This is a genomic window from Pseudomonas sp. A-B-19 (assembly GCF_019947515.1).
Classification (GTDB): Bacteria; Pseudomonadota; Gammaproteobacteria; order Pseudomonadales; family Pseudomonadaceae; genus Aquipseudomonas.
Map to the genome: position 1 here is coordinate 111,836 of NZ_JAGYGN010000012.1, position 23,233 is coordinate 135,068.

20 protein-coding genes and 2 pseudogenes are annotated in these 23,233 nt (G+C 56.7%); 12 read left to right on the top strand and 10 right to left on the bottom strand.

Annotation, left to right across the window (positions count from 1 at the left end; genetic code table 11):
* Positions 1-18 precede the first annotated feature (18 nt).
* Genes KGA81_RS15565 through KGA81_RS15575 form a run of 3 tightly spaced genes read right to left on the bottom strand, consistent with a single transcriptional unit; the run spans position 19 to position 5,748 of the window.
* Positions 19-1,428: an efflux transporter outer membrane subunit gene (locus KGA81_RS15565; RefSeq protein ID WP_223547078.1), complete on the bottom strand. Its 1,410-nt coding sequence runs from the start codon at positions 1,426-1,428 to the stop codon at positions 19-21.
* A 3-nt stretch (positions 1,429-1,431) separates the two neighbouring features.
* Entirely contained in the window at positions 1,432-4,563 is a 3,132-nt protein-coding gene (locus KGA81_RS15570; protein ID WP_223547079.1) for an efflux RND transporter permease subunit, read from the bottom strand.
* Between the two features lie 27 nt (positions 4,564-4,590).
* Positions 4,591-5,748: a MexC family multidrug efflux RND transporter periplasmic adaptor subunit gene (locus tag KGA81_RS15575; protein ID WP_223547080.1), complete on the bottom strand. Its 1,158-nt coding sequence runs from the start codon at positions 5,746-5,748 to the stop codon at positions 4,591-4,593.
* A gap of 119 nt (positions 5,749-5,867) precedes the next feature.
* On the opposite strand from KGA81_RS15575, the gene KGA81_RS15580 reads away from it, so the two are divergent.
* Positions 5,868-6,464, top strand: coding sequence for a TetR/AcrR family transcriptional regulator (locus KGA81_RS15580; RefSeq protein WP_223547081.1), 597 nt, complete (start codon positions 5,868-5,870; stop codon positions 6,462-6,464).
* Between the two features lie 3 nt (positions 6,465-6,467).
* On the opposite strand, the gene KGA81_RS15585 is transcribed toward KGA81_RS15580, so the two are convergent.
* Positions 6,468-6,614: a hypothetical protein gene (locus tag KGA81_RS15585; protein ID WP_223547082.1), complete on the bottom strand. Its 147-nt coding sequence runs from the start codon at positions 6,612-6,614 to the stop codon at positions 6,468-6,470.
* A gap of 167 nt (positions 6,615-6,781) precedes the next feature.
* Between KGA81_RS15585 and KGA81_RS15590 the strand changes: the two genes are divergently transcribed.
* The 7 genes from KGA81_RS15590 to KGA81_RS15620 all read left to right on the top strand — a co-directional run bounded on the left by KGA81_RS15590 (position 6,782) and on the right by KGA81_RS15620 (position 14,543).
* Entirely contained in the window at positions 6,782-7,783 is a 1,002-nt protein-coding gene (locus KGA81_RS15590; RefSeq protein ID WP_223547083.1) for an AraC family transcriptional regulator, read from the top strand.
* A gap of 5 nt (positions 7,784-7,788) precedes the next feature.
* On the top strand, positions 7,789-8,841 hold the full coding sequence (locus tag KGA81_RS15595) for an AraC family transcriptional regulator (RefSeq protein ID WP_223547084.1): 1,053 nt from the start codon (positions 7,789-7,791) through the stop codon (positions 8,839-8,841).
* A gap of 234 nt (positions 8,842-9,075) precedes the next feature.
* Positions 9,076-9,324, top strand: a complete 249-nt coding sequence (locus KGA81_RS15600) for a GFA family protein (protein ID WP_223547085.1) — start codon at positions 9,076-9,078, stop codon at positions 9,322-9,324.
* 167 nt (positions 9,325-9,491) lie between these two features.
* Positions 9,492-10,427, top strand: a complete 936-nt coding sequence (locus tag KGA81_RS15605; RefSeq protein ID WP_223547086.1) for a LysR substrate-binding domain-containing protein — start codon at positions 9,492-9,494, stop codon at positions 10,425-10,427.
* A gap of 168 nt (positions 10,428-10,595) precedes the next feature.
* Positions 10,596-12,050, top strand: coding sequence for an FAD-dependent tricarballylate dehydrogenase TcuA (gene tcuA, locus KGA81_RS15610; RefSeq protein ID WP_223547087.1), 1,455 nt, complete (start codon positions 10,596-10,598; stop codon positions 12,048-12,050).
* Positions 12,037-13,194, top strand: a complete 1,158-nt coding sequence (gene tcuB, locus KGA81_RS15615; protein ID WP_223547088.1) for a tricarballylate utilization 4Fe-4S protein TcuB — start codon at positions 12,037-12,039, stop codon at positions 13,192-13,194. The genes tcuA and tcuB overlap by 14 nt, the downstream gene beginning before the upstream one ends.
* Positions 13,195-13,241: 47 nt before the next feature.
* On the top strand, positions 13,242-14,543 hold the full coding sequence (locus tag KGA81_RS15620; protein ID WP_223547089.1) for an MFS transporter: 1,302 nt from the start codon (positions 13,242-13,244) through the stop codon (positions 14,541-14,543).
* A 120-nt stretch (positions 14,544-14,663) separates the two neighbouring features.
* Here KGA81_RS15620 and KGA81_RS15625 read toward each other — a convergent pair whose 3' ends face one another.
* The 3 genes from KGA81_RS15625 to KGA81_RS15635 form a co-directional block, all read right to left on the bottom strand.
* On the bottom strand, positions 14,664-15,428 hold the full coding sequence (locus KGA81_RS15625; protein ID WP_223547090.1) for a tetratricopeptide repeat protein: 765 nt from the start codon (positions 15,426-15,428) through the stop codon (positions 14,664-14,666).
* A 417-nt stretch (positions 15,429-15,845) separates the two neighbouring features.
* A complete protein-coding gene (locus tag KGA81_RS15630) occupies positions 15,846-16,100 on the bottom strand; it encodes a hypothetical protein (RefSeq protein WP_223547091.1) in 255 nt (84 codons plus the stop codon).
* Complete coding sequence (locus tag KGA81_RS15635; protein ID WP_223547092.1) at positions 16,097-16,666, bottom strand: DJ-1/PfpI family protein; 570 nt, start codon at positions 16,664-16,666, stop codon at positions 16,097-16,099. Before KGA81_RS15635 ends, KGA81_RS15630 begins: the two co-directional genes overlap by 4 nt.
* Before the next feature lie 204 nt (positions 16,667-16,870).
* On the opposite strand from KGA81_RS15635, the gene KGA81_RS15640 reads away from it, so the two are divergent.
* Complete coding sequence (locus KGA81_RS15640; protein ID WP_223547093.1) at positions 16,871-17,611, top strand: NAD-dependent epimerase/dehydratase family protein; 741 nt, start codon at positions 16,871-16,873, stop codon at positions 17,609-17,611.
* 492 nt (positions 17,612-18,103) lie between these two features.
* Here KGA81_RS15640 and KGA81_RS15645 read toward each other — a convergent pair.
* The 3 genes and pseudogenes from KGA81_RS15645 to arsN2 all read right to left on the bottom strand — a co-directional run.
* A pseudogene (locus KGA81_RS15645) lies at positions 18,104-18,413 on the bottom strand (integrase); the annotation flags it as partial.
* A 94-nt stretch (positions 18,414-18,507) separates the two neighbouring features.
* Positions 18,508-19,083, bottom strand: a complete 576-nt coding sequence (locus KGA81_RS15650; RefSeq protein WP_223547094.1) for a hypothetical protein — start codon at positions 19,081-19,083, stop codon at positions 18,508-18,510.
* Between the two features lie 516 nt (positions 19,084-19,599).
* Positions 19,600-20,052, bottom strand: a complete 453-nt coding sequence (arsN2, locus tag KGA81_RS15655; RefSeq protein WP_223547095.1) for an arsenic resistance N-acetyltransferase ArsN2 — start codon at positions 20,050-20,052, stop codon at positions 19,600-19,602.
* Positions 20,053-20,397: 345 nt separating this feature from the next.
* Between arsN2 and KGA81_RS15660 the strand changes: the two genes are divergently transcribed.
* From KGA81_RS15660 to KGA81_RS15670, 3 genes and pseudogenes are all read left to right on the top strand, one after another.
* Positions 20,398-21,582: a hypothetical protein gene (locus tag KGA81_RS15660; protein WP_223547096.1), complete on the top strand. Its 1,185-nt coding sequence runs from the start codon at positions 20,398-20,400 to the stop codon at positions 21,580-21,582.
* 307 nt (positions 21,583-21,889) lie between these two features.
* Entirely contained in the window at positions 21,890-22,933 is a 1,044-nt protein-coding gene (locus KGA81_RS15665) for a DUF3592 domain-containing protein (protein WP_223547097.1), read from the top strand.
* A gap of 18 nt (positions 22,934-22,951) precedes the next feature.
* Positions 22,952-23,029 (top strand): annotated as a pseudogene (locus KGA81_RS15670) (isochorismatase); the annotation flags it as partial.
* Between the last annotated feature and the right edge of the window lie 204 nt (positions 23,030-23,233).

Consider the following 23,233-nt stretch of genomic DNA (forward strand, 5'->3'; position numbering starts at 1 on the left):
GGAGCACTTGCCAGCGTCTTATCTGGCCATTGCTTGCGATGACCATCCCCCGCCCAGCGAGCGGAACAAATCGACCAAGGCAATCTGCCGCTGAGTGCTGACCTCGATAAAGGCCGTCTCGTTGACGAAGCTGGTGCGCTGGGCATCGAGGTAACGCAGGTGACTGTCAATGCCACCTTCATAACGGGCCTTGGCCAGTTTCAGCGTCTCGCGGCTGGTGTTGACCAGCGCGCGTCGGGCCGCCTCTTCCCGGCGCAAAGTGTCGGTGGCGGCCAGTGCATCGGCGACCTCGCGAAATGCCGTCTGAATCGTGCCCTCATACGCTGCCACCGCCGAGTCCTTGCGGGCTTCGGCCAGACTCAGCCCTGCACTGTTGCGGCCGGCATCAAACAATGGCAGCGACAAGTTCGGCACAAAACTCCAAGATCGAGAGCCACCGTCGAACAAACCGGACATTTGCGCGCTGGAAGTGCCGAAACTGCCCGTCAGACTGATGCGCGGAAAGAACGCCGCACGTGCAGCGCCGATATCGGCATTGCGCGCCTGAAGTCGATGCTCGGCGGCGAGAATGTCCGGTCGGCGCTCGATCAGCGTCGACGTGGTATCAGGTGTGATGTCCTGAACCAGCATCGGCTCCGTCTGCAGTCGGTCGGGAATCGACTTCGCCGCGTCCTTGGTGCCGAGCAACAACACCAGCGCGTTGAAGGCCTGCTGTTTCTGACGCAGATTGCTTTCCTGTTCTGCGCGTGATTGCTCCACCAACCCCAACGCTTCCTGGTAGTCCAGTGCAGTCGCCGTGCCGTTCGAACGGTGCTGGCTGATCAGCGCGAACGAGTACTCACGGCTGGTCAAGGTCTGTTGGGTCAGATCCAAGCGACGCTGAGCGCCATCGTGAACCAGATAAGTCTGGCTAACTTCGGCGATCAGTGCGATCTGCGCTGCACGGGCGCCTTCTTCGGTGGCCAGGTACTCTTGCAACGCGGAGTCACTGAGGCTCTTCACCCGGCCGAACAGATCCAGCTCGTATTCAGGCAGCGACAGGCCGACCTGATAGTCACTGGTAACTCCCGGCCGGCCGTTGTTAGCCAGATCCGCCGGCAAGCGCTGACGATTGCCCGCTGCGTTGGCATTCAACCCCGGTACTCGGTCGGCGCGCTGGATGCGGTATTGCGCCCGGGCCTGCTCGATATCCAGAAGCGTCTGACGCAGTGAGCGGTTGTTATCCAGAGCGATCACCACCAGGCGGCGCATGTCGGGATCGACGATAAACGTCTGCCACACCAGTTGGTTGATCGGACTGCCCTGCTTCGTCGACTCACCCGCCCAGTTATCCGCAACCGGCGCAACGGGCCGCTCATAAGTGGGCGCCAACGAGCAACCGCCCAACAGCATGGCGATCACCAGCGTAGAAAAAGCTGAAATACGCATGAGTCACTCCTGAGTCAAAGCGGGTTGTTCAGTGGGTGCCGGTTTACTACGCAGCATCGACAGCACCCAGACAAAACAGATCGGTACGAACAACACACCCAGCAAAGTCGCGCTGAGCATGCCGCCGATCACACCGGTACCGATTGCACGCTGACTCGCAGCCCCAGCCCCGGTTGCCAACGCCAGTGGCACGACACCGAGGATGAAAGCCATGGAGGTCATGACAATCGGCCGAAAGCGCAGGCGTGCGGCCTCGATGGCAGCGTCGCGCAGGCTGTAACCCTTCTCCCAGAGTTCTTTGGCGAACTCGACGATGAGGATTGCGTTCTTCGCTGCCAGACCGATGATGGTGATCAGGCCAACCTTGAAGTACACGTCATTGGGCATGCCGGCGACCATCACCGCGAGTACCGCACCGATGGCACCGATCGGCACGATCAGCATCACGGTCAGGGGAATAGCCCAGCTTTCATAAAGTGCGACCAGCAACAGGAACACCACGAGGATCGCGAGCGCGAACAGTTGTGTTGCCTGACCGCTGGAGACCTTTTCCTGATACGACAGGCCGGTCCACTCGTAGCTGAAACCCGCCGGCAATTGCGCGGCGATTCGCTCCATTTCCGCCATGGCTTCACCGGTGCTGTATCCCGGCCCGGCGTCACCGACGATCCGGATCGACGGATAACCGTTGTAACGCACCAGTTGCACCGGACCTTCTTCCCAATGGGTGGTGACGAAGGCGCTGAGCGGCACCAGATTGCCCGCGCTGTTGTGCACGTACAGTTTGAGCACACTTTCCGGGGTCATCCGGTCGCCCTGCTCGGCCTGCACCACCACACGCTGCTGACGGCCGGCGTTGGTGAAGTCGTTGATCACCTCCGAACCGAACGCGGCTGACAATGCACCGCTGATCGACTCGAAACTCACGCCCAGGGTACGGGCCTTGTCGCGGTCGATCACCACCCGCAATTGCGGCGACTCGGCCAGGCCTTCCATCATTGCGTAGAGGATTTTCGGGTTGCCGTTGGCCTGCCCGAGCAACTGGTCGCGGGCTGCGATCAATGCTTCGCGGCCCAGGCCGGCGCGATCCTGCAGGCGCAGTGCAAAACCACCGGAGTTGCCCAGGCCATCAATCGGTGGCGGAGGCACCGCCATCACTGCGCCGTCGTTGGTCACGGCAAATTGCTCGTTCAGCGCCATGACTTCCGCCATGGCCGATTGATCTTCACCACGCAGCGACCAGTCCTTGAACACCGGGAATGCCAGTGCCGCGTTATCGCCCATCCCGGAAAAACTGAAGCCCGACACCAGGAACGTCGAGGCAACCGCTTCACGGGAAGCGAGGAACCGCTCCAGTTGTTCACCGGTGGCTTCGGTACGGGTACGGGTTGCGCCCGGCGGCAACTGGACGTCGACGATCATGTAGCCCTGGTCCTCCACGGGCACAAACGACTCCGGCAAGCGCAGATAGAAGTAACCGAGCATCGCGATGATGCCCACGTACACCAACATCATCCGGCCGGCACGCGACACCAGCCCGTTGTTCAGGATCGAGTAACGCTCGGTGAGCCGGGCAAAGCCACGGTTGAAGGCACCGAAGAAACCGCGTTTCTCGTGGTGTCCATGAGGAATCGGTTTAAGCAACGTGGCACACAGCGCCGGAGTGAACGTCAGCGCCAGGAAGCCCGAGAACAGAATCGACACCGCCAGCGACACCGAGAACTGCTGGTAGATCACACCCACCGAGCCGGACATGAACGCCAGTGGCATGAACACCGCCGACAGCACCAGGGTGATGCCGATGATCGCTCCCGATACTTGCCCCATCGCTTTGACCGTGGCGTCGACCGGTGACAGCCCCTCCTCGGCCATGATCCGTTCAACGTTCTCCACCACTACGATAGCGTCGTCCACAAGAATGCCGATCGCGAGCACCATGCCGAACATGGTCATCATGTTCACCGAGAAGCCCAGCAGGTACATCATCAGCAGCGTGCCCAGCAGACACACCGGCACCACAATCGACGGGATCAACGTGTAGCGGATGTTCTGCAGGAACAGGAACATCACCAGGAATACCAGCACCATTGCCTCGATCAAGGTGTGGATCACCTTCTCGATAGCGACATCGACGAAACGCGAAGTGTCATAGGGCACGGAATATTCCACATCGTCCGGAAAGTAGGCCGACAGTTCGGCCAGGCGTTCCTTGACTGCCGTCGCGGTCTGGATCGCGTTGGCGCCGGGAGATAACTGGATCGCCGCGGCCACCGCCGGTCTGCCGTTCAGACGCGAGTTGAAGTTGTAACTCTCCTGGCCGACTTCCACGCGGGCGATATCCGCCAGTTTGACCGTCGAGCCGTCCTCGTTGGCGCGCAGAACGATGCGTGCGAATTCCTCCGGATTATCCAGAGTACCTTTCACCGCCAGCGTGGCAGTCAGTTCCTGCTGGCTGCTGGTCGGTGTACTGCCGAAGCTGCCGGCCGGCACCTGCACGTTCTGCCCGCGGATGGCTGTGCTCACGTCGTCGATGGACAGCCCGTAACCCACCAGTTTCTGCGGGTCGATCCAGACGCGCATGGCTGCTTCAGAGGAGAAGAATTGCAGCTTGCCGACACCCGGCACCCGGCGCAGTTCGTTGTTGATGTTGCGCGCGGCATAGTCACCCAGAGCGGTCGTATCACTGTGCTGGGTGCCTTCCTTGTAGTTGAGCGCATAGATCAGCAGGAAACCGGCACTGGTCTGCTCCACCTCCAGCCCTTGGGTGAGCACAGCTCGCGGCATGCGTGCTTCAGCCTTTTTCAGGCGGTTTTGCACGTCAACCTGGGCGAGCTGCGGATCAGTGCCGGGCTGGAACGTAATCGCAATCTCGGCGATGCCGTTGGAGTTGTTGGTCGACTCGAAATAGAGAAGGTCCTTGGCACCATTGAGCGACTCCTCGATCACGCTGGTGACCGAGTCCACCAGCACTTTAGCCGAGGCACCGGGATAGGTCGCCGTCACCTTGATCTGCGGCGGCGCAACGTTGGGATACTGCGCCACCGGCAGCATCGGGATGACCAGCAGACCGGCCAGAGAGATGAACAACGCCACCACCCAGGCAAAATTCGGGCGTTTGATGAAAAACTGAGACATCGGAATATCCTCGCGGCGACTGCGCCCTTACTGTTTCGACTCAGGCGACTGAGCCTGGGCGTGGGGCTGAACAGGTGCGACCTTGGCACCCGGTTGCAGACCGGCAAGTCCGCCGACAATCACCTGGTCGCCCGCCTTCAATCCCTCATTGATCTGCCAGCGCGAACCCTGCATGGCACCGGTGACCACATTGCGTGACTCGACCCGGTCGTCTACGCCGACCACCATCACCTGTGCAACGCCATCGCTGCCGCGTTGCACTGAACGTTGCGGCACAAGAATGGCCTGGTTGTCAGTGCCTTGTGGCGTGCGCACGCGTACAAACATGCCCGGCAACAGGACGCCGTCGGTATTGGCGAACTTGCCGCGCAACGACACCTGCCCCGTGCCGCGATCCACCGCGACGTCGGTAAACATCAGTGCGCCCTGGCGCTCGTATGCGGTGCCGTCGACGCGAATCGACAGCGCCTTGTTGTCGGTGGCGGAGAGTTTCCCGTCCTTGAGCGACTCGCGCAGACGCAGTGCATCAGCGGCCGACTGGGTGAAATCGACATAGACCGGATCAAGTTGCTGAATTCGCGCCATCAATGTCGCGTCGCCCTGGCCAACCAAGGCACCTTCGGTCACCAGCGCGCGGCCGACGCGACCCGAAATCGGTGCGGTCACCGAAGCATAACCGAGGTTCAAGCGGGCGCTTTGCAGGTCGGCCTGGGCCGAACGGGTGGCCGCCTGAGCGCTGCGCAGATCGGCCATGGCACTGTCGAAATCCTGTTGGCTGACCGCCTCGATCTTCACTAACGGTTCATAGCGTTTGACCCGCGCCTGCGCTTCAAGCACGACGGACTGAGTTCGGGCTAACTCACCCTCGGCGCGCGATAAAGCCGCTTTGAGCGGTGCCGGGTCTATCTGGAACAGCAGGTCTCCGGCTTTGACGTCAGCGCCCTCTTCAAAACGCTTTTGCATCACGATGCCAGGCACCCGTGCACGCACCTCCGCAACCCGCATGGGTTCCACCCTGCCCGGTAGCTCCGAAGTCAGCGCCAGAGGCTCAGTCTTCACCGCCAATACTGGTACCGGGCGCGCCACTTCGGCCACACCTGCTTGATCATTCGCCGGCCCACATCCCGCCAGCGCAATGGCTGCTGCCAGCGAGCCCGCCATCCCTACTGCACGCAAACTGTCCATAACTCACCCAAAGCTTGATTGAATTTGGCGCGAATGCTACTTTCGAAACTCTAATGAGTCAATATTGTCTCATATGAGAAATATACGAACCTTATATGAGCATCGCTTGAGGCTTGGTGATGAACCCGACTTCCCATGATGAACATCTGCTCAAGTCGCTGACCGTGGCGGTCGTCAACCGGCCGCGGGCGACGATGAAGGAGCTGGCGCAATTGGCAGGTGTGAGCAAGGCGACCCTGCACCGTTACTGTGGAACACGGGAAAACCTGGGACAGCGACTGGAGAAATACGCCGAGGGCACGCTCAATCTGATTATCCGCAGCGCCGGTTTGCAGCACCTGGAACCGTTGGACGCGCTACGCCGATTGATCCGGGAGCACCTGGTCCATCGTGAATTACTTGCCTTTTTGATGGCGCAATACCGCCCTGACTTCCTCGACTTCGAACGGGGTGACACACGCTGGCAGTTTTACCTGGAGGCGTTGGATGGGTTTTTCTTGAGAGGCCAGAAAAAAGGGATGTTTCGCATCGACATCACTGCGGCGATTTTTACCGAGCTTTTCATCACACTGGTCTATGGCCTGGTGGATGCCGAACAGCGCGGACGTGCCGCCAATGCTGATTCAGCACGAACACTGGAGCAGATGTTCCTGCATGGAGCGTTGTCTGGCAGTGAGTTCCGCCAGCACTCCTCTGCGCAGGAGAGAACGCTTTAGTCCTCAGAAATGCGTAAAGGCATCGCTGATGCTGGCAACCGGTGGGTGATTGGAATGATGAAAAACAGTGTGGCCAGCGGGCCGAGGTTGAAAATAAAGCGCACCCGAAATCAGCGCGACCACCAGGAAAGCGAACAGGAACCGACGCATCGAATACCTCCATCGTCCAGCCTTGGGCCAAACGCAGGTCTTTTGTTATTGGTGGTTCAAGTCTGGTCTCGGGACCAGGGTGAACGCTTTGCAGATCGCGCCAGAGATTTTGCAAATCGTGCCAGTGCTCCCTTGGCCACAGGCTGTGCTTCATTCGGGGGATCGAGATGATGTCCACTGTCCGCGGTACTGCTCTGCTAGGGTTCAAGGAGTTCGCTGTCAGTCAGGGCATCGATCCGGATTCGGCGCTGGCTGAGGTTCATCTGCCTGTAGACCTGCTGGACGCGCAACTTTCCGGCGCCCAGTTCAATGCCTTGATCGAGTTGTGTGCGGTGCATTCGAACAATCCCTTGTTCGGCTTGCAGTTCGGCTTACGCCAGGGCACGCATAGTCTCGGCACCCTGCTCTACGCCATGCGCTGCACCGACAACGTTGGCGAGGCGCTGAATCTACTGACCCGCTATTTCCATGTTCATAGCGACGGCGCGCAAGTGCGCCTTGAACGTCAGGCTGGCAACGCGCTGCTCCTGTATGAAATCACCGATGGAGCGTTGGCCTCGGTGCGTCAGACGGTGGAGTTGGCGATGGGGATAGCAGCGTGCTTGCTCCGCGAACTGCTGGGGCACGCCTGGCAACCGCGAGGCCTGATGTTGCGCCATTGTTGCGTGGCAAATCGCAGCGCCTACCGTGCACTACTGGGTGTGTTGCCGCGCTTCGATTGCCCCGTCAATGCGTGGGTGTTCGATGAATCATTGCTAGCGATACCTCTGGAAGCGACGGACGTCAGGTGTCAGCAATTGGCCCAGCAACACATCGATGAGCTGGCCCGCGTGACTCTGCAAGAGCTGCCCTCTTACGTGCAAAAGCTGTTGCGCAGCAAGCTTGCCAATGGCCAGGTCGCGATTGGTCAGATTGCCGAGCACATGATGATCAGCCCGCGCACCCTGCAACGCTATCTTATGGCGCAAGGCACAGGATTTCAGAAACTGTTGGACGACACGCGTCAGGCAATGGCCGCGCGTTACCTCAGCGACTCATCTATCAGCCTGACGCAACTGGCAAGTCTGTTGGGTTACGCCGATCTGAGTACATTCTCCCGGGCTTTCACTCGCTGGAACGGCATCAGTCCGCAAAAGTGGAAGCAGCATAAGTATCAAATCCCTCGGTGATAGAAATGGCATCCAATCCTTTTATTCGTGCCCTCAGCCTTGCAGGATTCGATCAATTCGCCCGCAGTCAGGGCTTGGACCCGAACCGGATGCTGCGCCAGGCCTCATTGCCCGTGGCTTCGCTGCATCCTCCGGAAGATATCCTGTCCTTCCAGCACTATTGCGGCTTGCTGGAGCTGTGCCAACAGGTTTCGAATAACCCGTTGTTCGGCCTGGAATTCGGGCTCTATCAAGGGGTAGACGTTTTCGGTGATATTTTTTTCCTGATTCACAACACTCGAACCATCGGCGATGCGTTGTTTGAGCTGCGCGCCAATTTCTCGTTGTACAACGGATCAGCGCAAATTGACCTCGAGGTTGTCGACGGCGTTGCCGTGCTCAGTTACCAGACAGATGAAACGACAATGGCCGGACTGCCACAGGCAGAAGAGTTGGCGTGTGGTGTCGGTATGCAACTGATGCGGACCTTGGTCGGGGACCAATGGCAGCCCGAGGCGGTAATGCTCCGTCATGCGCCCCTTGCCGGCGAGTTCGTCTATCGGCAGGTGCTGGGCATCACGCCGACCTTCTCTGCAGCGTACACCGGACTGCTGTTCGACGCTTGCGTGCTCGCGCAGCCGCTGGATTGCGCCAGCGAAACCCTGCATCAACTCATCGCTCAACATCTGTCGGGCATGGAGCGTTTGTCAGCAGACGAGACGCCGGGCTATGTCATGCAATTGCTGCGCAATCTGTTGCCTGGCGGTCGTGCGACGATCGAAAGAGTGGCTGACTGCATGGCCGTCAACCCGCGGACCTTGCAACGCCACTTGGCTCAAGAAGGTACGTCTTTTCAGCGGTTGCTGGATGACACACGCCAGCAATTGGTACGCAATTACCTGCAAGTCCCGACGATCAGCCTGACGCAAGTGGCACAGCTGCTGGGTTACGCCGATGTCAGCACGTTCTCGCGTGCGTTTCATCGCTGGTTTGGTGTGACTGCACTGGAGTGGTGTAAGCAGTCGGGGTTAAGCAGGCAGCCTTTGTTGCTTCAGAATCGAATGAAAGGTCGACTGTGAACGTATTCGTAAAATCCTGCGATTGAGCAGCTTGTGGTGAAAGTCAGCTTTTACAACCAGCGGATTTTCAGCGAGCGCCTGCTTTCAGTTGTGTAGCTGCCTTGCGCGACAGGCAGCCATCGGCCGATTCTGTTGAAAAAGTCAGCCATGGTTTGCATATCAGAAAAGTACGCGTCCTAGGTTGAAATCTTTACTTTTGGCAGAGGCTTCCGGACTTGGATTCCACGTAGCAGCGTGCTGCGAACTGACCTGCATATCATCCAGGGCGCGGAGTGCATCACGACTTACCGCTCGTCAGAATCTGTGCTTAGTCAGTTCTGCGGCCAGTGCGGGTCATCGCTGTTCTGGTCGCAAAGCCGGGGTGGATACGCAGACTGGATACCTATAGCGCTGGGTTCGCTAGACACAACCTTTACTACCGACAAGCAGCAACATGTAGAAGTGACGTCCAACGCGCCCTGGTATGAAGTACAGGATCAGTGATCCACAGTCTCGATGACAGCTTCGGGTCAACCGCTACCAGTCCTCGACAAAGCGCTCAACGGTCAACGATCAACCCAAATCTGCGACAATGCTGCCTCTTCGGGCTTCGTAACTTGCGTGGCAATCGTTCAGGTATTTGAATAACAAATTCGCGGGGAGCAGCCACATTGGAATTGAGACAACTGCGCTATTTCGTAAAAATCATCGAGCTTGGCAGCCTGGGGCGCGCGGCACTTGAACTGGACGTTGGTGTGTCAGCCCTCAGTCAGCAAATCTCCAAGCTGGAAAGCGAACTGTGCACCCGCCTCCTGAATCGAACCTCTACCGGCGTGACGCCCACTAGCGCCGGACTTGCGTTTTTACACCATGCCCAATTGACGCTACGCCAGGCGGAAAACGCAATCATGGCCGCCCATCGCGGGCGAATGAGCGGTTATGTCAGCGTCGGCTTACCACCGACTACCGCGACGGTGCTCGCGTTACCGTTGATCAACGCAATGCGTGCGCGTTATCCGGACATACAACTGCATTTGGTGGAAATGCTTTCCGGCCACTTGGCGGCGCAGCTCAACGCACGGCAAATTGACCTGGCCATCCTGTTCCAGCTCGAAGGGGGTAAACGCTGGAGCGTGACGGCGCTGCTGGATGAACAGCTGTTTGTCATTGCCTCGCCCAGCCTGCCTCAAGCGCCTTCTGGTGACAGCGTGCAGTTAGCCGACCTTGGCGGCCTGCCGCTGGTGATGCCCAGCGCGCAACATGGATTGCGCTCGGCATTGATGAGCGCGTTCGAGCGGGTCGGGCTGACACCCAACGTCATTATGGAAGTCGACGGTCTCGCTGTTTTGATGAACGCCGTTCGGGCCGGTCATGCGGCAACGATACAACCGGGGGCGGCCGCTGCATTGAAAGACGGGTCCGGACTTTCACTGATCAGGATTGCCGATCCCCATGTGGGCCGGCGTAATCTTCTGGCGACGCTGGCTGACGACGAACTCTCTCCGGCGGCGCTGGCAACGCGGTTGGTCATCGTCGATGTGGCACGACAGTTGGTCGTCGACAAACAGTGGCCTGGAGCTACATGGATAGAAGAGATAGACGCGTAATCCTCCTTCTACCCCGGACACATAAGTCTCTCCTGAAGGCAAAGCCTTTAGAAAAACTAAACACCCCGCGTCAAAAGCAGCCTTTCGGCCCCTCCTTCCCCACCCTATCGTTCTCCCCACTCGCAAGGAGCACTTCGTTCCCGCTTCCTTGCAAATCGAGGAGCGATAATGATCGATGTCTTAATCATAGGGGGTGGCAACGCTGCCTTGTGCGCCGCGCTGATGGCGCGCGAAGCAGGCGCCAGCGTGATGCTGCTGGAAGCCTCTGCGAAAATCTGGCGCGGTGGCAACTCCCAACACACCCGTAACCTGCGGTGCATGCACGACGAACCGCAGGACGTGCTGATCGATGCCTATCCGGAAGAAGAATACTGGCAAGACCTGTTGAAGGTCACCGGTGGTCTCACGGATGAAAAGCTTGCACGCATTGCAATTCGGGCATCGTCTTCTTGCCGCGACTGGATGCGTTCACACGGCGTGCATTTTCAGCCACCGCTGTCCGGCGCGCTGCACGTGGCGCGGACCAATGCATTTTTTATGGGCGGCGGCAAAGCGCTGGTCAATGCGTATTTCCGCAGCGCCGAGCGCCTGGGTGTAAAAGTTCGCTACAACGCGCAAGTGACCGACATCGAGCTGGATGAGGGGAAATTCGTCGCCGCCCATGTGGGCGAACATGAGGTCGATGGTCAGCGTTTCGCCGCAGAACGCATTGAAGCCCGGGCCTGCGTGTTGGCGGCTGGCGGCTTCGAATCCAATCGTGAATGGCTGCGCGAAGCCTGGGGTCAGAATGAACGCGGTGAATGGCCATCGGACAATTTCCTGATCCGGGGCACCCGATTCAACACCGGTATTTTGCTACGGCGCATGCTCGACCTTGGCGCAGATGTGATCGGCGATCCGACGCAAGCACACATGGTCGCGATTGATGCCCGTGCGCCACTCTACGACGGCGGCATCTGCACCCGAATCGACTGCGTATCGCTGGGTGTGGTGGTCAATCGTGATGGCGAACGCTTCTACGACGAAGGTGAGGATTTCTGGCCAAAACGTTATGCGATCTGGGGGCGTCTGGTGGCCGGGCAACCCGGTCAGCAGGCGTATTCGATCATCGATCAACAAGCCATCGGCCGCTTCATGCCGCCGGTCTTTCCCGGAACCAGCGCCAATACTCTGCAAGACCTTGCCCGCCAGTTGAAGCTGCCTCAGGAACAATTCGTCAAGACTGTCGAGGAGTACAACAGCGCCTGCCGCGTTGGCACTTTCGATCACACGGCGCTGGACGACTGCCACACCCAAGGACTGATGCCCGCCAAAACCCATTGGGCGCGGCCATTGGTGAAACCACCCTTCTACGCCTACCCGCTTAAACCGGGCGTCACGTTCACCTACCTCGGCCTCGCCACCGACGAAACCGCTGCCGTGCATTTCAACGGCAAAGCGAGCCCCAACCTGTTCGTCGCGGGAGAAATGATGGCCGGCAATGTTCTGGGCAAGGGCTACACCGCCGGCATCGGCATGGCCATCGGTACCGCGTTTGGCCGCATCGCCGGTGTGCAGGCGGCCGCTTCGGTGGGCTATGGCGTTTCATCTGCAAACACGGAGTCTCGACATGCAACTGTTTGATCCCCAAGCGTCGGGCGGGTTGATCCCGGTGTTGAATCTTGACGAAAGTGAAGTCCAGCGGCAGATGACCATCTGCAATGCCTGCCGTTATTGCGAAGGCTTTTGCGCGGTATTTCCGGCGATGACCCGGCGCCTGGAATTCACTCAGGCCGACATCCATTACCTGGCGAACTTGTGCCATAACTGCGGCGCGTGCCTGCACGCCTGTCAGTACGCCGCCCCACACGAATTCGACGTCAACATACCCAAAGCCATGGCCAAAGTGCGCCTGGATACTTACGCCGAATACGCCTGGCCGCGAGTGATGGGCAAGTTGTATCAGCGCAACGGCCTGACCCTGGCGCTGGCTTCCGGTGGGGGACTGGCCTTGTTTTTATGCCTGACCCTGATGCTTATGGGCAACCTGTTCACGACCATTCCCGGGGGCAACTTCTACAGGATTTTCCCGCATAACACCCTGGCGCTGATGTTCGGCTCAGTGTTTGGCTTTGCGGTACTTGCCCTGACCATGGGCGTACGGCGCTTCTGGCGCAACGTTTCACCGGTCGCAGCACCACTGCCGTTGAAAACGTCCGCTGCATTGGAGGCTACGGCCAACGTCGCGAAACTCGAATACCTGGACGGCGGCCATGGCGAAGGCTGCAACAACGCTGACGATCAATTCACCTTGTGGCGACGCCGATTCCACCACGTCACCTTCTACGGCTTCATGCTGTGCTTCGCCGCCACCGGTGTCGCCACGCTCTTTCACTACCTGCTGAAGTGGTCGGCGCCTTATCCGGTCTTCAGCTTGCCGGTGATGCTGGGTATTACCGGTGGCATCGGCCTGCTGATCGGCCCGGCGGGTCTTCTTTGGCTGAACCTGCGTCGCAACCCTGCGCACGGCGATGAGAACCAAAAACCCATGGATCGCGGCTTCATCGCGCTGCTGTTTCTGGTCAGCGCAAGCGGCCTGGCGCTACTGGCTTTGCGTGAAACCAGCGTCTTGGGCTTGATGTTGGCTATCCATCTCGGCCTGGTCATGGCGTTCTTCTTGACCATGCCCTACAGCAAATTCGCCCATGGAATATTCCGCAGCGCAGCGCTGCTCAAACACGCCATCGAGAAGCGTCAACCCAACCCGATCAACGCCAGCGGCGACTGACGGTTAAAGCACTCATTCCAAAAACAATAGTGAGCATAACGGTAGCCATGATGAAAACGACAACGGCAACAACCCGAGCCAAGGGGTCCAAATTGGGCGCCATTTTGCGGGTCACCAGTGGTAACTTTCTCGAGCAGTTCGACTTCTTTCTGTTCGGGTTCTACGCGACCTACATCTCCCGGACTTTCTTTCCAGCCACCAGCGAGTTTGCCTCGCTGATGATGACCTTCGCGGTATTCGGTTCCGGATTCCTGATGCGTCCGTTAGGCGCCATTGTGTTGGGGGCGTACATCGACAAGGTGGGCCGTCGCAAGGGGCTGATCGTGACGCTGTCGATCATGGCCGCCGGTACCGTATTGATCGCCCTGGTGCCGGGCTATGCCGCCATCGGCGTGGCGGCACCGATTCTGGTGTTGTTGGGCAGGCTGCTACAGGGCTTCTCCGCCGGCGCGGAAATGGGCGGTGTTTCGGTGTACCTGGCGGAAATTTCCACCCCCGGTCACACCGGTTTCTACACCAGTTGGCAATCGGCCAGCCAACAGGTGGCGATCGTCGTCGCGGCCGCGTTGGGCTACACCATCAATGCCACGATGCAAGCTGCTGAAATTGCCGATTGGGGCTGGCGTATTCCGTTCTTCATTGGCTGCGTGATCATCCCGTTCATTTTCATTATTCGCCGCTCACTGGAAGAAACCACTGCCTTCACAGCTCGCAGCCATCGCCCAACAACTCGCGAAGTTTTTCGCTCGATGCGTGACAACTGGCGCACCGTACTGGCGGGCGGCTTGCTGGCATCCATGACCACCACCACGTTCTACCTGATTACGGTCTACACACCGACGTTTGGCAGGACAGTACTGAACCTGAGTACCACCGACAGCCTGGTGGTCACACTGCTGGTCGGCATCAGCAACTTTATCTGGCTGCCTATCGGCGGCGCCGTCTCCGACCGCATTGGCCGTCGGCCACTGTTGCTGGCGATATCGTTGCTGTGCATCTTCACCGCCTATCCCGCCATGCACTGGCTGGCAGAGGCGGCGAGTTTCGAACGACTGCTCGCTGTTCTGCTGTACTTCTCATTCTTCTTTGGGATTTACAACGGGGCCATGGTCGCGGCACTGACCGAAGTCATGCCACAGAACGTGCGGGTAGTCGGGTTTTCACTGGCCTTCAGTTTGGCCACCGCGGTGTTTGGCGGTTTTACCCCGGCAATCTCGACGCTGCTTGTCCAGGCCACGGGCGACAAGGCATCACCTGCCTACTGGCTGATGTTCGCGGCGGTGTGCGGGTTCACGGCGACGACGATTCTGTATCGTCGGCAAAAAGCTTTGGCAGTCAAAACCGTTTAGTTCCTTGAGCCCCGACGCTACTACGCGTCGATCCACAGCGGGAACCGAATTAGAGTGGCATGAGGTCGATTACCGTCTTTCGTCAGGGCAGTAATCGGCCAGAAGTGGACACTCGGAAACTCAACCGCGCACCAGATAGGCCCCTGAGGGAACCCGATCTCGCAGCTTCTTGCATTTGCCGGGTGCAGGTTGATGCCCCGGCGAACGATCAGGAAACCAAATCCGGCATTTGCCCGGAGGCGGCATATGCCCGCGAGGAATCTCAACCTCAGCGTACGCTCGCCCTGGCTCGACATTGGCCATTTGCATTTGTCCTTCGGGCCCGGCTCTGCCAGCCGTCGGTGCTTGCGCAACCCGATCTGTCTCTGCGCCAGCGAAGTTGCCAGCGTCCTGCCCAGTGACCGGAGTGGATTGTTCAGCAACGGCCTTTTCTGCTTCGCGGCGCCTTTGGGTCTCCTCTTCCAGCCCCTTCTGTACCGCGACCAGATCCTCTTTGGCATTGGGTGGGGCACCCGAAGATTGGGCCTGCTGCGCCGCCTGGATCAATTGGAAGTTGCGGTTGCGCAACTCGACGTTGCGACCAACCCGCATGTTCGAGCGAGCCGCCAAGGTTTCAGCCTGCTGGTACTGCCCCTGCTGAAGACGCAACACACCGAGGTAATGCAGCGTCGCGGGATTGTTCGGCTGGATATGCAGAGCACGCTCCAACGTGGCGGCGGCCTGGTCCAGTTGGCCATTTTCATACTGCCGCGAGGCTGTTTCGATCAGGGTGGTTGATGCGCTGTTGCTTTGCGCGGGCGCTCTTCGCTCCGCAGCGACGGAACAACACGACGCGACGGCGCAGAACACCAGGATGAGGCCCGGCAGAAAACGCTTGGTTGGCATCAGGGGCGGACGCTGGCATGCCAGCAAAGGCGGCCTTGAATTGTGCATCGATCTTTCGGGCCTCTTCGCTGGCAAGCCAGCTCCTACAGTAAAACAGACCACAGCGCTGTTCGGCATTTGCGATACAGGGCCGCTATTGACCTGGCCAACCCCCTGAAGTTCCTGCTGCAATGGCCGTTGCAACCAGTATCATTTTTTACCGCCCCCGACATCCAGGCATGATCTGTTGCTGCACTTCACGCAGGGCAGAAACCGGCCGATTGTGTTGAAAAAGCCGGATTTTCAGCTCGCATGAACTCAGGCAGGACCACCACCGGAGAACCTACTCACCACATTGAGTGGTTTCCTGGCCCTTCGTTGACCTTTGCTGCTCGGTTAATGGGTCAGTTTGAGGTTTTTGGCTGAGTGCAGGCGCACCTATCCCAGGGCAGGCGGTCCTTGAGAGATCAATTTGGCCAGCCGTCGCAGGTTCTGTAGCCGGCTCGCATCCGCTTTGATGCTGCTGGCGTCCACGGCAAAGCCTTCGCCTTTAGCCAGGCGTGCTTCCCCGCTGGCCAATGCAGAGATTTTGCCGCAGGCCAGACAGGGGAGCTGATTTTTCAACAGAATCGGCCAAAAGTAGCCACCCGAACACATCTCCTGATCGGCTGTTTTGCAGGACGTGGCGGTCACCGATGTTCCGCTGCCAACATTGACCTGAACTGAGAAATGATCTCTGAAGATAGCCCGGCACCTTCGAACACTGCGCAGGTGAAGCTAACGGGTGCAGGGCCTGGAGCGGTTATGATGCGGTCTGCAACCACAGCTACTGGACTGTTTCGATAAAGCGTGTGCCCTTCATAACCTACGACGTTTTGTCGTAAGAAGTCAGCGCTGTTCGAGGTATGAGCAACCGTGTCGAGAAGCCCGGCCCTCGCAAGTGCCAGCGTTCCCCCACAGATACCGGCAATTGTCGCTCCACTTGAACGACTGGCATGAAGAAACTCTCGAATATCCGGTGCATCTGCACGTTCCCAGAACACTCCTCCAATGACGACGACAACGTCCGGTTTCCAGTCCAGACATTGTTGCAAACTGCTATCGACAGTTACAGCCAATCCACCCTGCGAGCGGAACTGCCCCGTAGCAGAAGCGAAAAACCTGACGTCGATCCCGTAAAACGGGGACGCAGTTCCAGCAATGAAAGCATATTCCCAGTCCGCAAAACCGGGTGTCAGTATCAATCCCACGCGTGCCATCAGTCAGAATCCTCCATGAATGCCAGTAACGTATGGCGACAACAAACATACATCAAGGACTGCTTTGCGTCGGCTTCAGCCGGTCGCGGAAGGCAGAAACCGGCCAGAAGCGGATGTGTTGTCGCTCGTTACTCTCATTGGAGGTTGTCACCCGACCACGACGCTGGGAAGCTACAGTGACGCTCGCCATAAGGACATGCTGAAATGAACGCGCGAAAAATTTTAATCACAGGTGCCGCGGGCCGAATCGGCAGCGCTTTTTGGAAAGCGCATTACGATAAATCAGATTTGCGTTTAGCCGACATAGATGTATCAACACTTCCGCAATCGGCACAACGTTTCGCACTCGACATCAGCGTTCAAGCCAGTTGCCTTGAAGCTTGCGAAGGCATACACACAGTGATTCATCTAGCTGCTGACCCTCGCCCAGACGCCGACTTCATGACCTCCCTGCTCCCTGTGAATATTGTGGGCACCTACAACATGCTATTCGCCGCAAAGGCTCAAGGCTGCAAGCGCTTTATATTTGCGAGCAGCGCCCAGGCTATCGAAGGTTATCCAGAGGATGTCCAGATACATGAATGTATGGCACCTAAGCCAGGCAATCTATACGGGGTCAGCAAAGCGTTCGGGGAAGCTCTGGCTTCGATGTATGCAAACGATGGTCAAATGACAACAATCGCAGTCCGTATTGCAAACGTAGCTATATTTCACCAAGGGGAAAACCACAGTCACAGGGATGTAGCTGCTTTTATCAGTATCAGGGATGTTGTCGCACTACTTGGAAATTGCGTCGAGGCCGAGCTGAGCGGATTTCATGTTATCCACGGGGTCTCAGATAACAGATATAAGCGACTTTCTATCGAGAGGACCAGAAAAGTCGTGGGGTACGCCCCCCTTGATGATGGATTTGAAATTCTGGAAGGACACGCTCAACCTGACTGACCACCAGTAACTTCCTCTTCAACTGACTACGTCAAAAACGGCCAACTGATCTGGCAGGAATTGGCCGTTTTTTTTCGGAGCCGCTCGGATGATTTTTTCGAGTGACGATTCTGGTCGAAAACGGGCTCTCACGAATAGCCATCGGCCAAAAACAGCCATTGGGAAAATCAGCAAGGTGCTCTCCTTTCACATGGCGAGCTTGAGATCACTCGCCTCTCCATGGATGGTGTCATAATCTGGAAAGCCTCTGGCGCAGACATATTCTCTGAAGGCTTTTGCTTATTACCGGGCTATATCGAGGCCGTTGACTTCAACAAGTCTGTCTATCGGCTTGATTACGTGATGGGTGAACTACTTCATTATTAGCTGCCCCTTCGACTATCTATATCGGGTCGGATAGCGACGGTCTAGCATCGACCGTCACTATGGATGATCAGACCTCCGTCTGTTTCGCCATTTCCAGAGCATCATCGACCTCGATTCCCAGGTATCCTCCAGAACCGTTCGGGTTTGCTCAGTGATTTCAAATTGCACTGGGTGCCGGGTTTTCTGCTGCATCACGATGGCCCGTGACGACACATGCTCCCCATGGGCGATGTCTCGGACTCGAAACTTGATTAAGTCACAGGCACGCAGCTTGCTGTCGATGGCCAAGTTGAAGAGCGCCAAATCACGCGTCTTCTCAGCAAGCTGAAGTCTTACTCGAATGGCCCGGATATCTCTGTCTCGGAGCGGGGGCTTTCTGCCCGACAAGCTTTCCCTTGTTCCAAGGCTGATGGCTGGCGGTCGCTATCGGACCCAAAGCTGCCGGTGGGAACCGGCAGAAATCGGCCAAAAGCAGCCAGTTGCGATCGACTGCAAACGGTCAGCAACTCGCTGCTTGGCCATGGCAGAGTTCAGCTACGTGTTGACGACCTCCGACCCAGAACATTAGAAACCTCAAATAAAACCAGCACCCAAAGCACCATAGAGATCAAAAAATACCCAACGCTCGTCCCGATTATCAATAGTCTACTTTTCCATATCGCCTTAAACACATGATATGAGAAGTGCAAATCATTATTTGGCAACTCTTGAAAAATAGGCAGTAACAAGAATACCAGTATGAACCCAACAGTCAAAACTCTTGATAAATAGCTTTTTCTCTCAATAGCCTGAAAAGCATGCATATGAAGACGAGTCAACGACGTGACAATGGCAGCAACCCAAGACAAAATAACCGCCATAGAAAAACTAACCATTACTACGAATCTATAACTTGATCCTTCACTAAAACTTCCCATATCCTTGTATCCAACCAAGATCATCTGCTGGACCAGCAACCACACTCTTCCCTCAGCTGTATCGGGCACAATGGCGCTGACTGCTACCAGTAAAAGGATAAGCAACACAATCACCAGCTTCGTCTGCCATATACTGAAAACTGGAAAAAAAATACTTGCCCTGCTGTGCCCATAGCTGTCATCGGACATAACCTAACCTCAGTTGGTACCTGTGTGTTGTGATCGAGATATCAGGTGCTAATGCGAGCGTAGACAAGAAAATTCCGGCAAGTTAAAAACGCTTAGATCAAAATGCTATCACTCATGTGGGACGAAGAACTGTTGCTGGCAAAATTGTAAGGGTCATGAGTTGCACCACTGGATGGATCGAGAGTTCGCATCGCAAATAAGCGAGCAACCTTGCAAGAGAGACTCTACGAATGACCGCTTTGGGTCGACTCTGTTGAAAAAGTCGATGATGGTTTGCGCATCGGAAAAGTACGCGTCCGAGATTGAAAGTTTCACATTTGGCAGAAGCATCCGGACTCGGACTTCACGTAGCAGCGAGCAAAAAAGGCGTTTTAACCAGTCAATGATCAGGCAGTTTGGGCAGTGCGACTTTTTCAACAGAATCGGTCGACTCCGGCCTGTCACGACAAGCAGAAATCGGCCAGAAGCAGGCATTGGCTACCAACACTAGCAATGGTCCAGAAACGTTTCGATGGCTCATTCAGCACGGAGGGGAGCGCTTAAAGTTTTCCGCAGGTAGCTCGCTGATGAAGGACACAAATGCTTGAACTGAGCTGTCTGGGTAATTGCGACAGGCGCCTTATCCCTATCAAGCAGTTCGTACCCGCTGGCTGCGAAAAAATTAACAGCGCTTTGGGTCAACAAATGCAGTCGGACTGCGCCTTGGGAGACCGCGTATTGTTCCAGTTCCGACAACACCGCTTTACCCAGTCCCGCTCCACGATGCTCTTCGGAAACGACCAAAGAGCGCAGTAGGAGATCGGGACCAGTACCCTCCAACCCTCCATAAGCAACCAATTTCCCATCCACGTCGAATCGGTAGAACTGCCGTCCCGGATCGCTCACATCATCGTAGGGCAATCCAGCTTGACTCAAGGACGCACGGAGCTGATTCAAACCGCTCGCCCCTACTTTAATCATCTGCATCATCAGTGCTCTTACTAGGCTCTCTGACACTCAATGCTAGCAGGCTCAATCCTTATCACCTATCAATCGACAACGGCGCTTGAATTCGTCCACGTGGGTCAATTTCCGTCAGTCGTGACATGTAGAGATCAGCCAGAAGCTGTCGGTGGACGGAGCGATGGAAAAGAGGAGCTATGCTTGGTTTGCTGCCGGAATTGATTGAGCCGAATGGGCTTCCGTTCTGTGAGGGCGTTATCACCTCGCATGAGGTGTCGAATATTGCACGGTACCGCACATTAAGGGATTTAGAAGACGCGCGGATATTCCTTGCGACTTCGGAACCAAGCCTTGCAGGAGCTCTGTCATTTCATGGCGAAGCTAATAGCCTTCACAGCGTTTCTATTGATCGGGATTCCTCTCGAACAAGCCGCTGCCGGAAGTGCAGCGCTGAGAATATTCTGGTCAGAAACCATTCCTGGTGGGAGAACCTCGCAAGACGCTCTCGCTATTCGAGGGATCTCGCTCGACGCCGGCGGTTCAATAGTCGCGTTAGGGAATAAAGGGGTATCGCAATCGATTCTCTTGCGGCCGAGCGAAACAGGCCCTGGACCTATCATTGAACTAGCAACTCAAGGGAAGGCCTCGACAATTGTGCAGGGCCCCGCTGAGACTCTTTGGCTTGCCGGTTTAACAAACAGGCGAATGTACGTCCCCGGCGGAACGATGGCAGATGCCTATCTCGGAAAGCTCGACCCACAGGGACGAATCGTTGCGGAATACTCTTTTCACTCGTTCCGGTTCCGTTATATTCAGAGTGTGACCATGCTTGATTCAGGCGAATTGGTCGTCGCCGGCCGTGACGGCGCTGAAAATTGGCTGGCGGCCGTATCGACTCAGGGCAGGCTCTTGTGGCAACGAAGGCTGGGGCTCGGAAAAGGGGTGGCGGTTTCAGCAGTAGGTGACCAAATCGTAGCGGCCACCATTGAAGGTAGGCATGAAGATGACTACAAAACATATCAGGACGATGTGGATGTCCGGACTGTTAACCGGACAGGACGCGTGGTCGGTTGGCAAACCATTAGAACAAACATGAACAACCGTTCTGCGCTGCACGGGGGACGGCTTGCGATGGTAAAGTCACGAACTGCGTTTTATGTACTATCGAGTTGGTACGATCTGCAGAGCGCGAAGCCGCTGGAAATCACAAAACTCTCCCTCGACGGCGCTATCTCTTGGCGCAAGGAGCTTCCTCGTTCCGTATTGCAGCAGGCGAATGGGACATGGACATCCTGCTATCAAGGGCAGATGGTTTTGGAAAATGGCGACCTTCTGGTCGTGTGTTCTATCGAAGCGCAGATTCTGGTTTTCCGGCTCGACGCAAAAAATGGTGACGTGACAGTCATGTCCGTGCCATTGCCCGAATGCCATGAAGGCCGGCCGGCTGCGCTCTTTCCGGTGCAAAGAAAGAATGGAGCGATCTGGATTTTTGGTTCGAGGCCGGACAGTAACATAGGGAAAAGTTGCACGTGGCTTGGAGAGCTATCGCTTCCATGACGTTTATCTGCTTGGTTTTGTAGACACCTCCAAGCCTTAAAGTCAGGTCACCAGAAAGTTAATTGCCCCTGTCTCCCTAGACATAGGAAGATGTCTGACGGGCAGCTATGGGTTGCTTTCTGCCTGTCGCGACTGACCGAAATCGCCCGTTTTCTGCCCGTCGCGAGAGGCAGAAACCGGCCAGAAGCTGAAGCACGGGAAGTTGCATTGCATTTGAGTATCGACGGACTAACCTCAGTGCATCACTACACCGCGCCAAGGTGTCATTTCCCAACTGACCTCCGTTTCACGTTGGCCAAGGAGCCTTATGAAGACCTTCTTGCTAAGGACGGCCCTGTTCGTTGTTTTATTTATCTTTGCCTTGCTCTGCCTTCTCGTGTCTCTTTCCACGTACAAGGAGGTGGACGAGACGAAGACTTGGCAGAAGTTGCATGCCACTGTCGCCACTGTCTCCATTTCTGAGGAGATGCGCAGTAAGGGTTTGACCTATTGCCCTCTGGTTAACGTGACCTTTGAATGGAACGGACAGCAATACACTTTTCCGCTCGAAATATCGCAGCGGCCTTGTAGGACCAGCCTGGAGTCGGTCGAAAGATCAATTGCAACATTCAGGGAAGGAAAAGTGATCGAAATTCTTGTCGACCCTGCAAAGCCGGGTAGAGTGAAGCCAGGTACTTACTCACTGGGTGGGGGGTTTTACTTGGGCGTTTTCCTGGGCACGCTAGCCCTTATCGGGGCCGTAGCTGTCCTGGTGTTTCCTGCTAAAAAATCTGTCAAGTTGACGCAAAGAGAAAGCATTTCACATTCAACTTTGAGCAAGAAAGAAGTTCAGGAAAAAGTTCGCGAGCTACTCGCCTCTGGCACTGCAAAGTCGGAAGTGTTTTCACAGCTCTCCGGGCGGGGTGTAAAAGACAGTCATCTTGCCTACTGTATAGCCTCGTATGCAGATCCAATTCGTTGTGACGAGCACGATCGCAAGGTGAACATTCTCATCACGATAATGTTCGTCCAGGCTTTGATTGCACTCTTTCTGGGATTGGATATAGGCGCCAGGATGGGGCCAACGGCCAAATGGGTTATTGGTGTTTCAATGACCTTGATTCCTTTGCTTTTGGTATGGGGCTTCTACAACCATCGCGTTGGCGCCTACAACGCGTACATACTCCTTGCGCTTCCCCAATTCCCAAGATCGCTTGCGGGGTTTACATCGAGTCCGGCAACAACCACTATCGCATTAGCTATAAGTATCGTTATCCTGGCTTTTGTTTGGTACGTCCGAGGGAAAATCTTTCCAGACTTCGTCTTCGTCAATCCCAGGAAAATCAAAGGCAAGTACTTCTTTACGGGCTGATCCATCATGCCGCCGGACCTGGCCGGGGTCACCAATGACGTCTGCACGGTCTCTCCGGCACTGAGCCTGGTGCGCGATGGTTATGAAGTACAGGTGGATGTGTGGTTCTGCAAATCCTCAGGAGGGCAAGAAGGCTCGCTCCTCTGTAGGAGCGAGCTTGCTCGCGAAAAACCTGAGGGCGCTGCTGGGCATCTGGCTTTGCGCGTTATCGTTCACGACCTTCGTCGGAACGCCGCCCGGAGCAAGCTCGCTCCTACAGCTGTTCGAGGCTACCTCCGGCAGTTGCGGGTGCGAGCCACA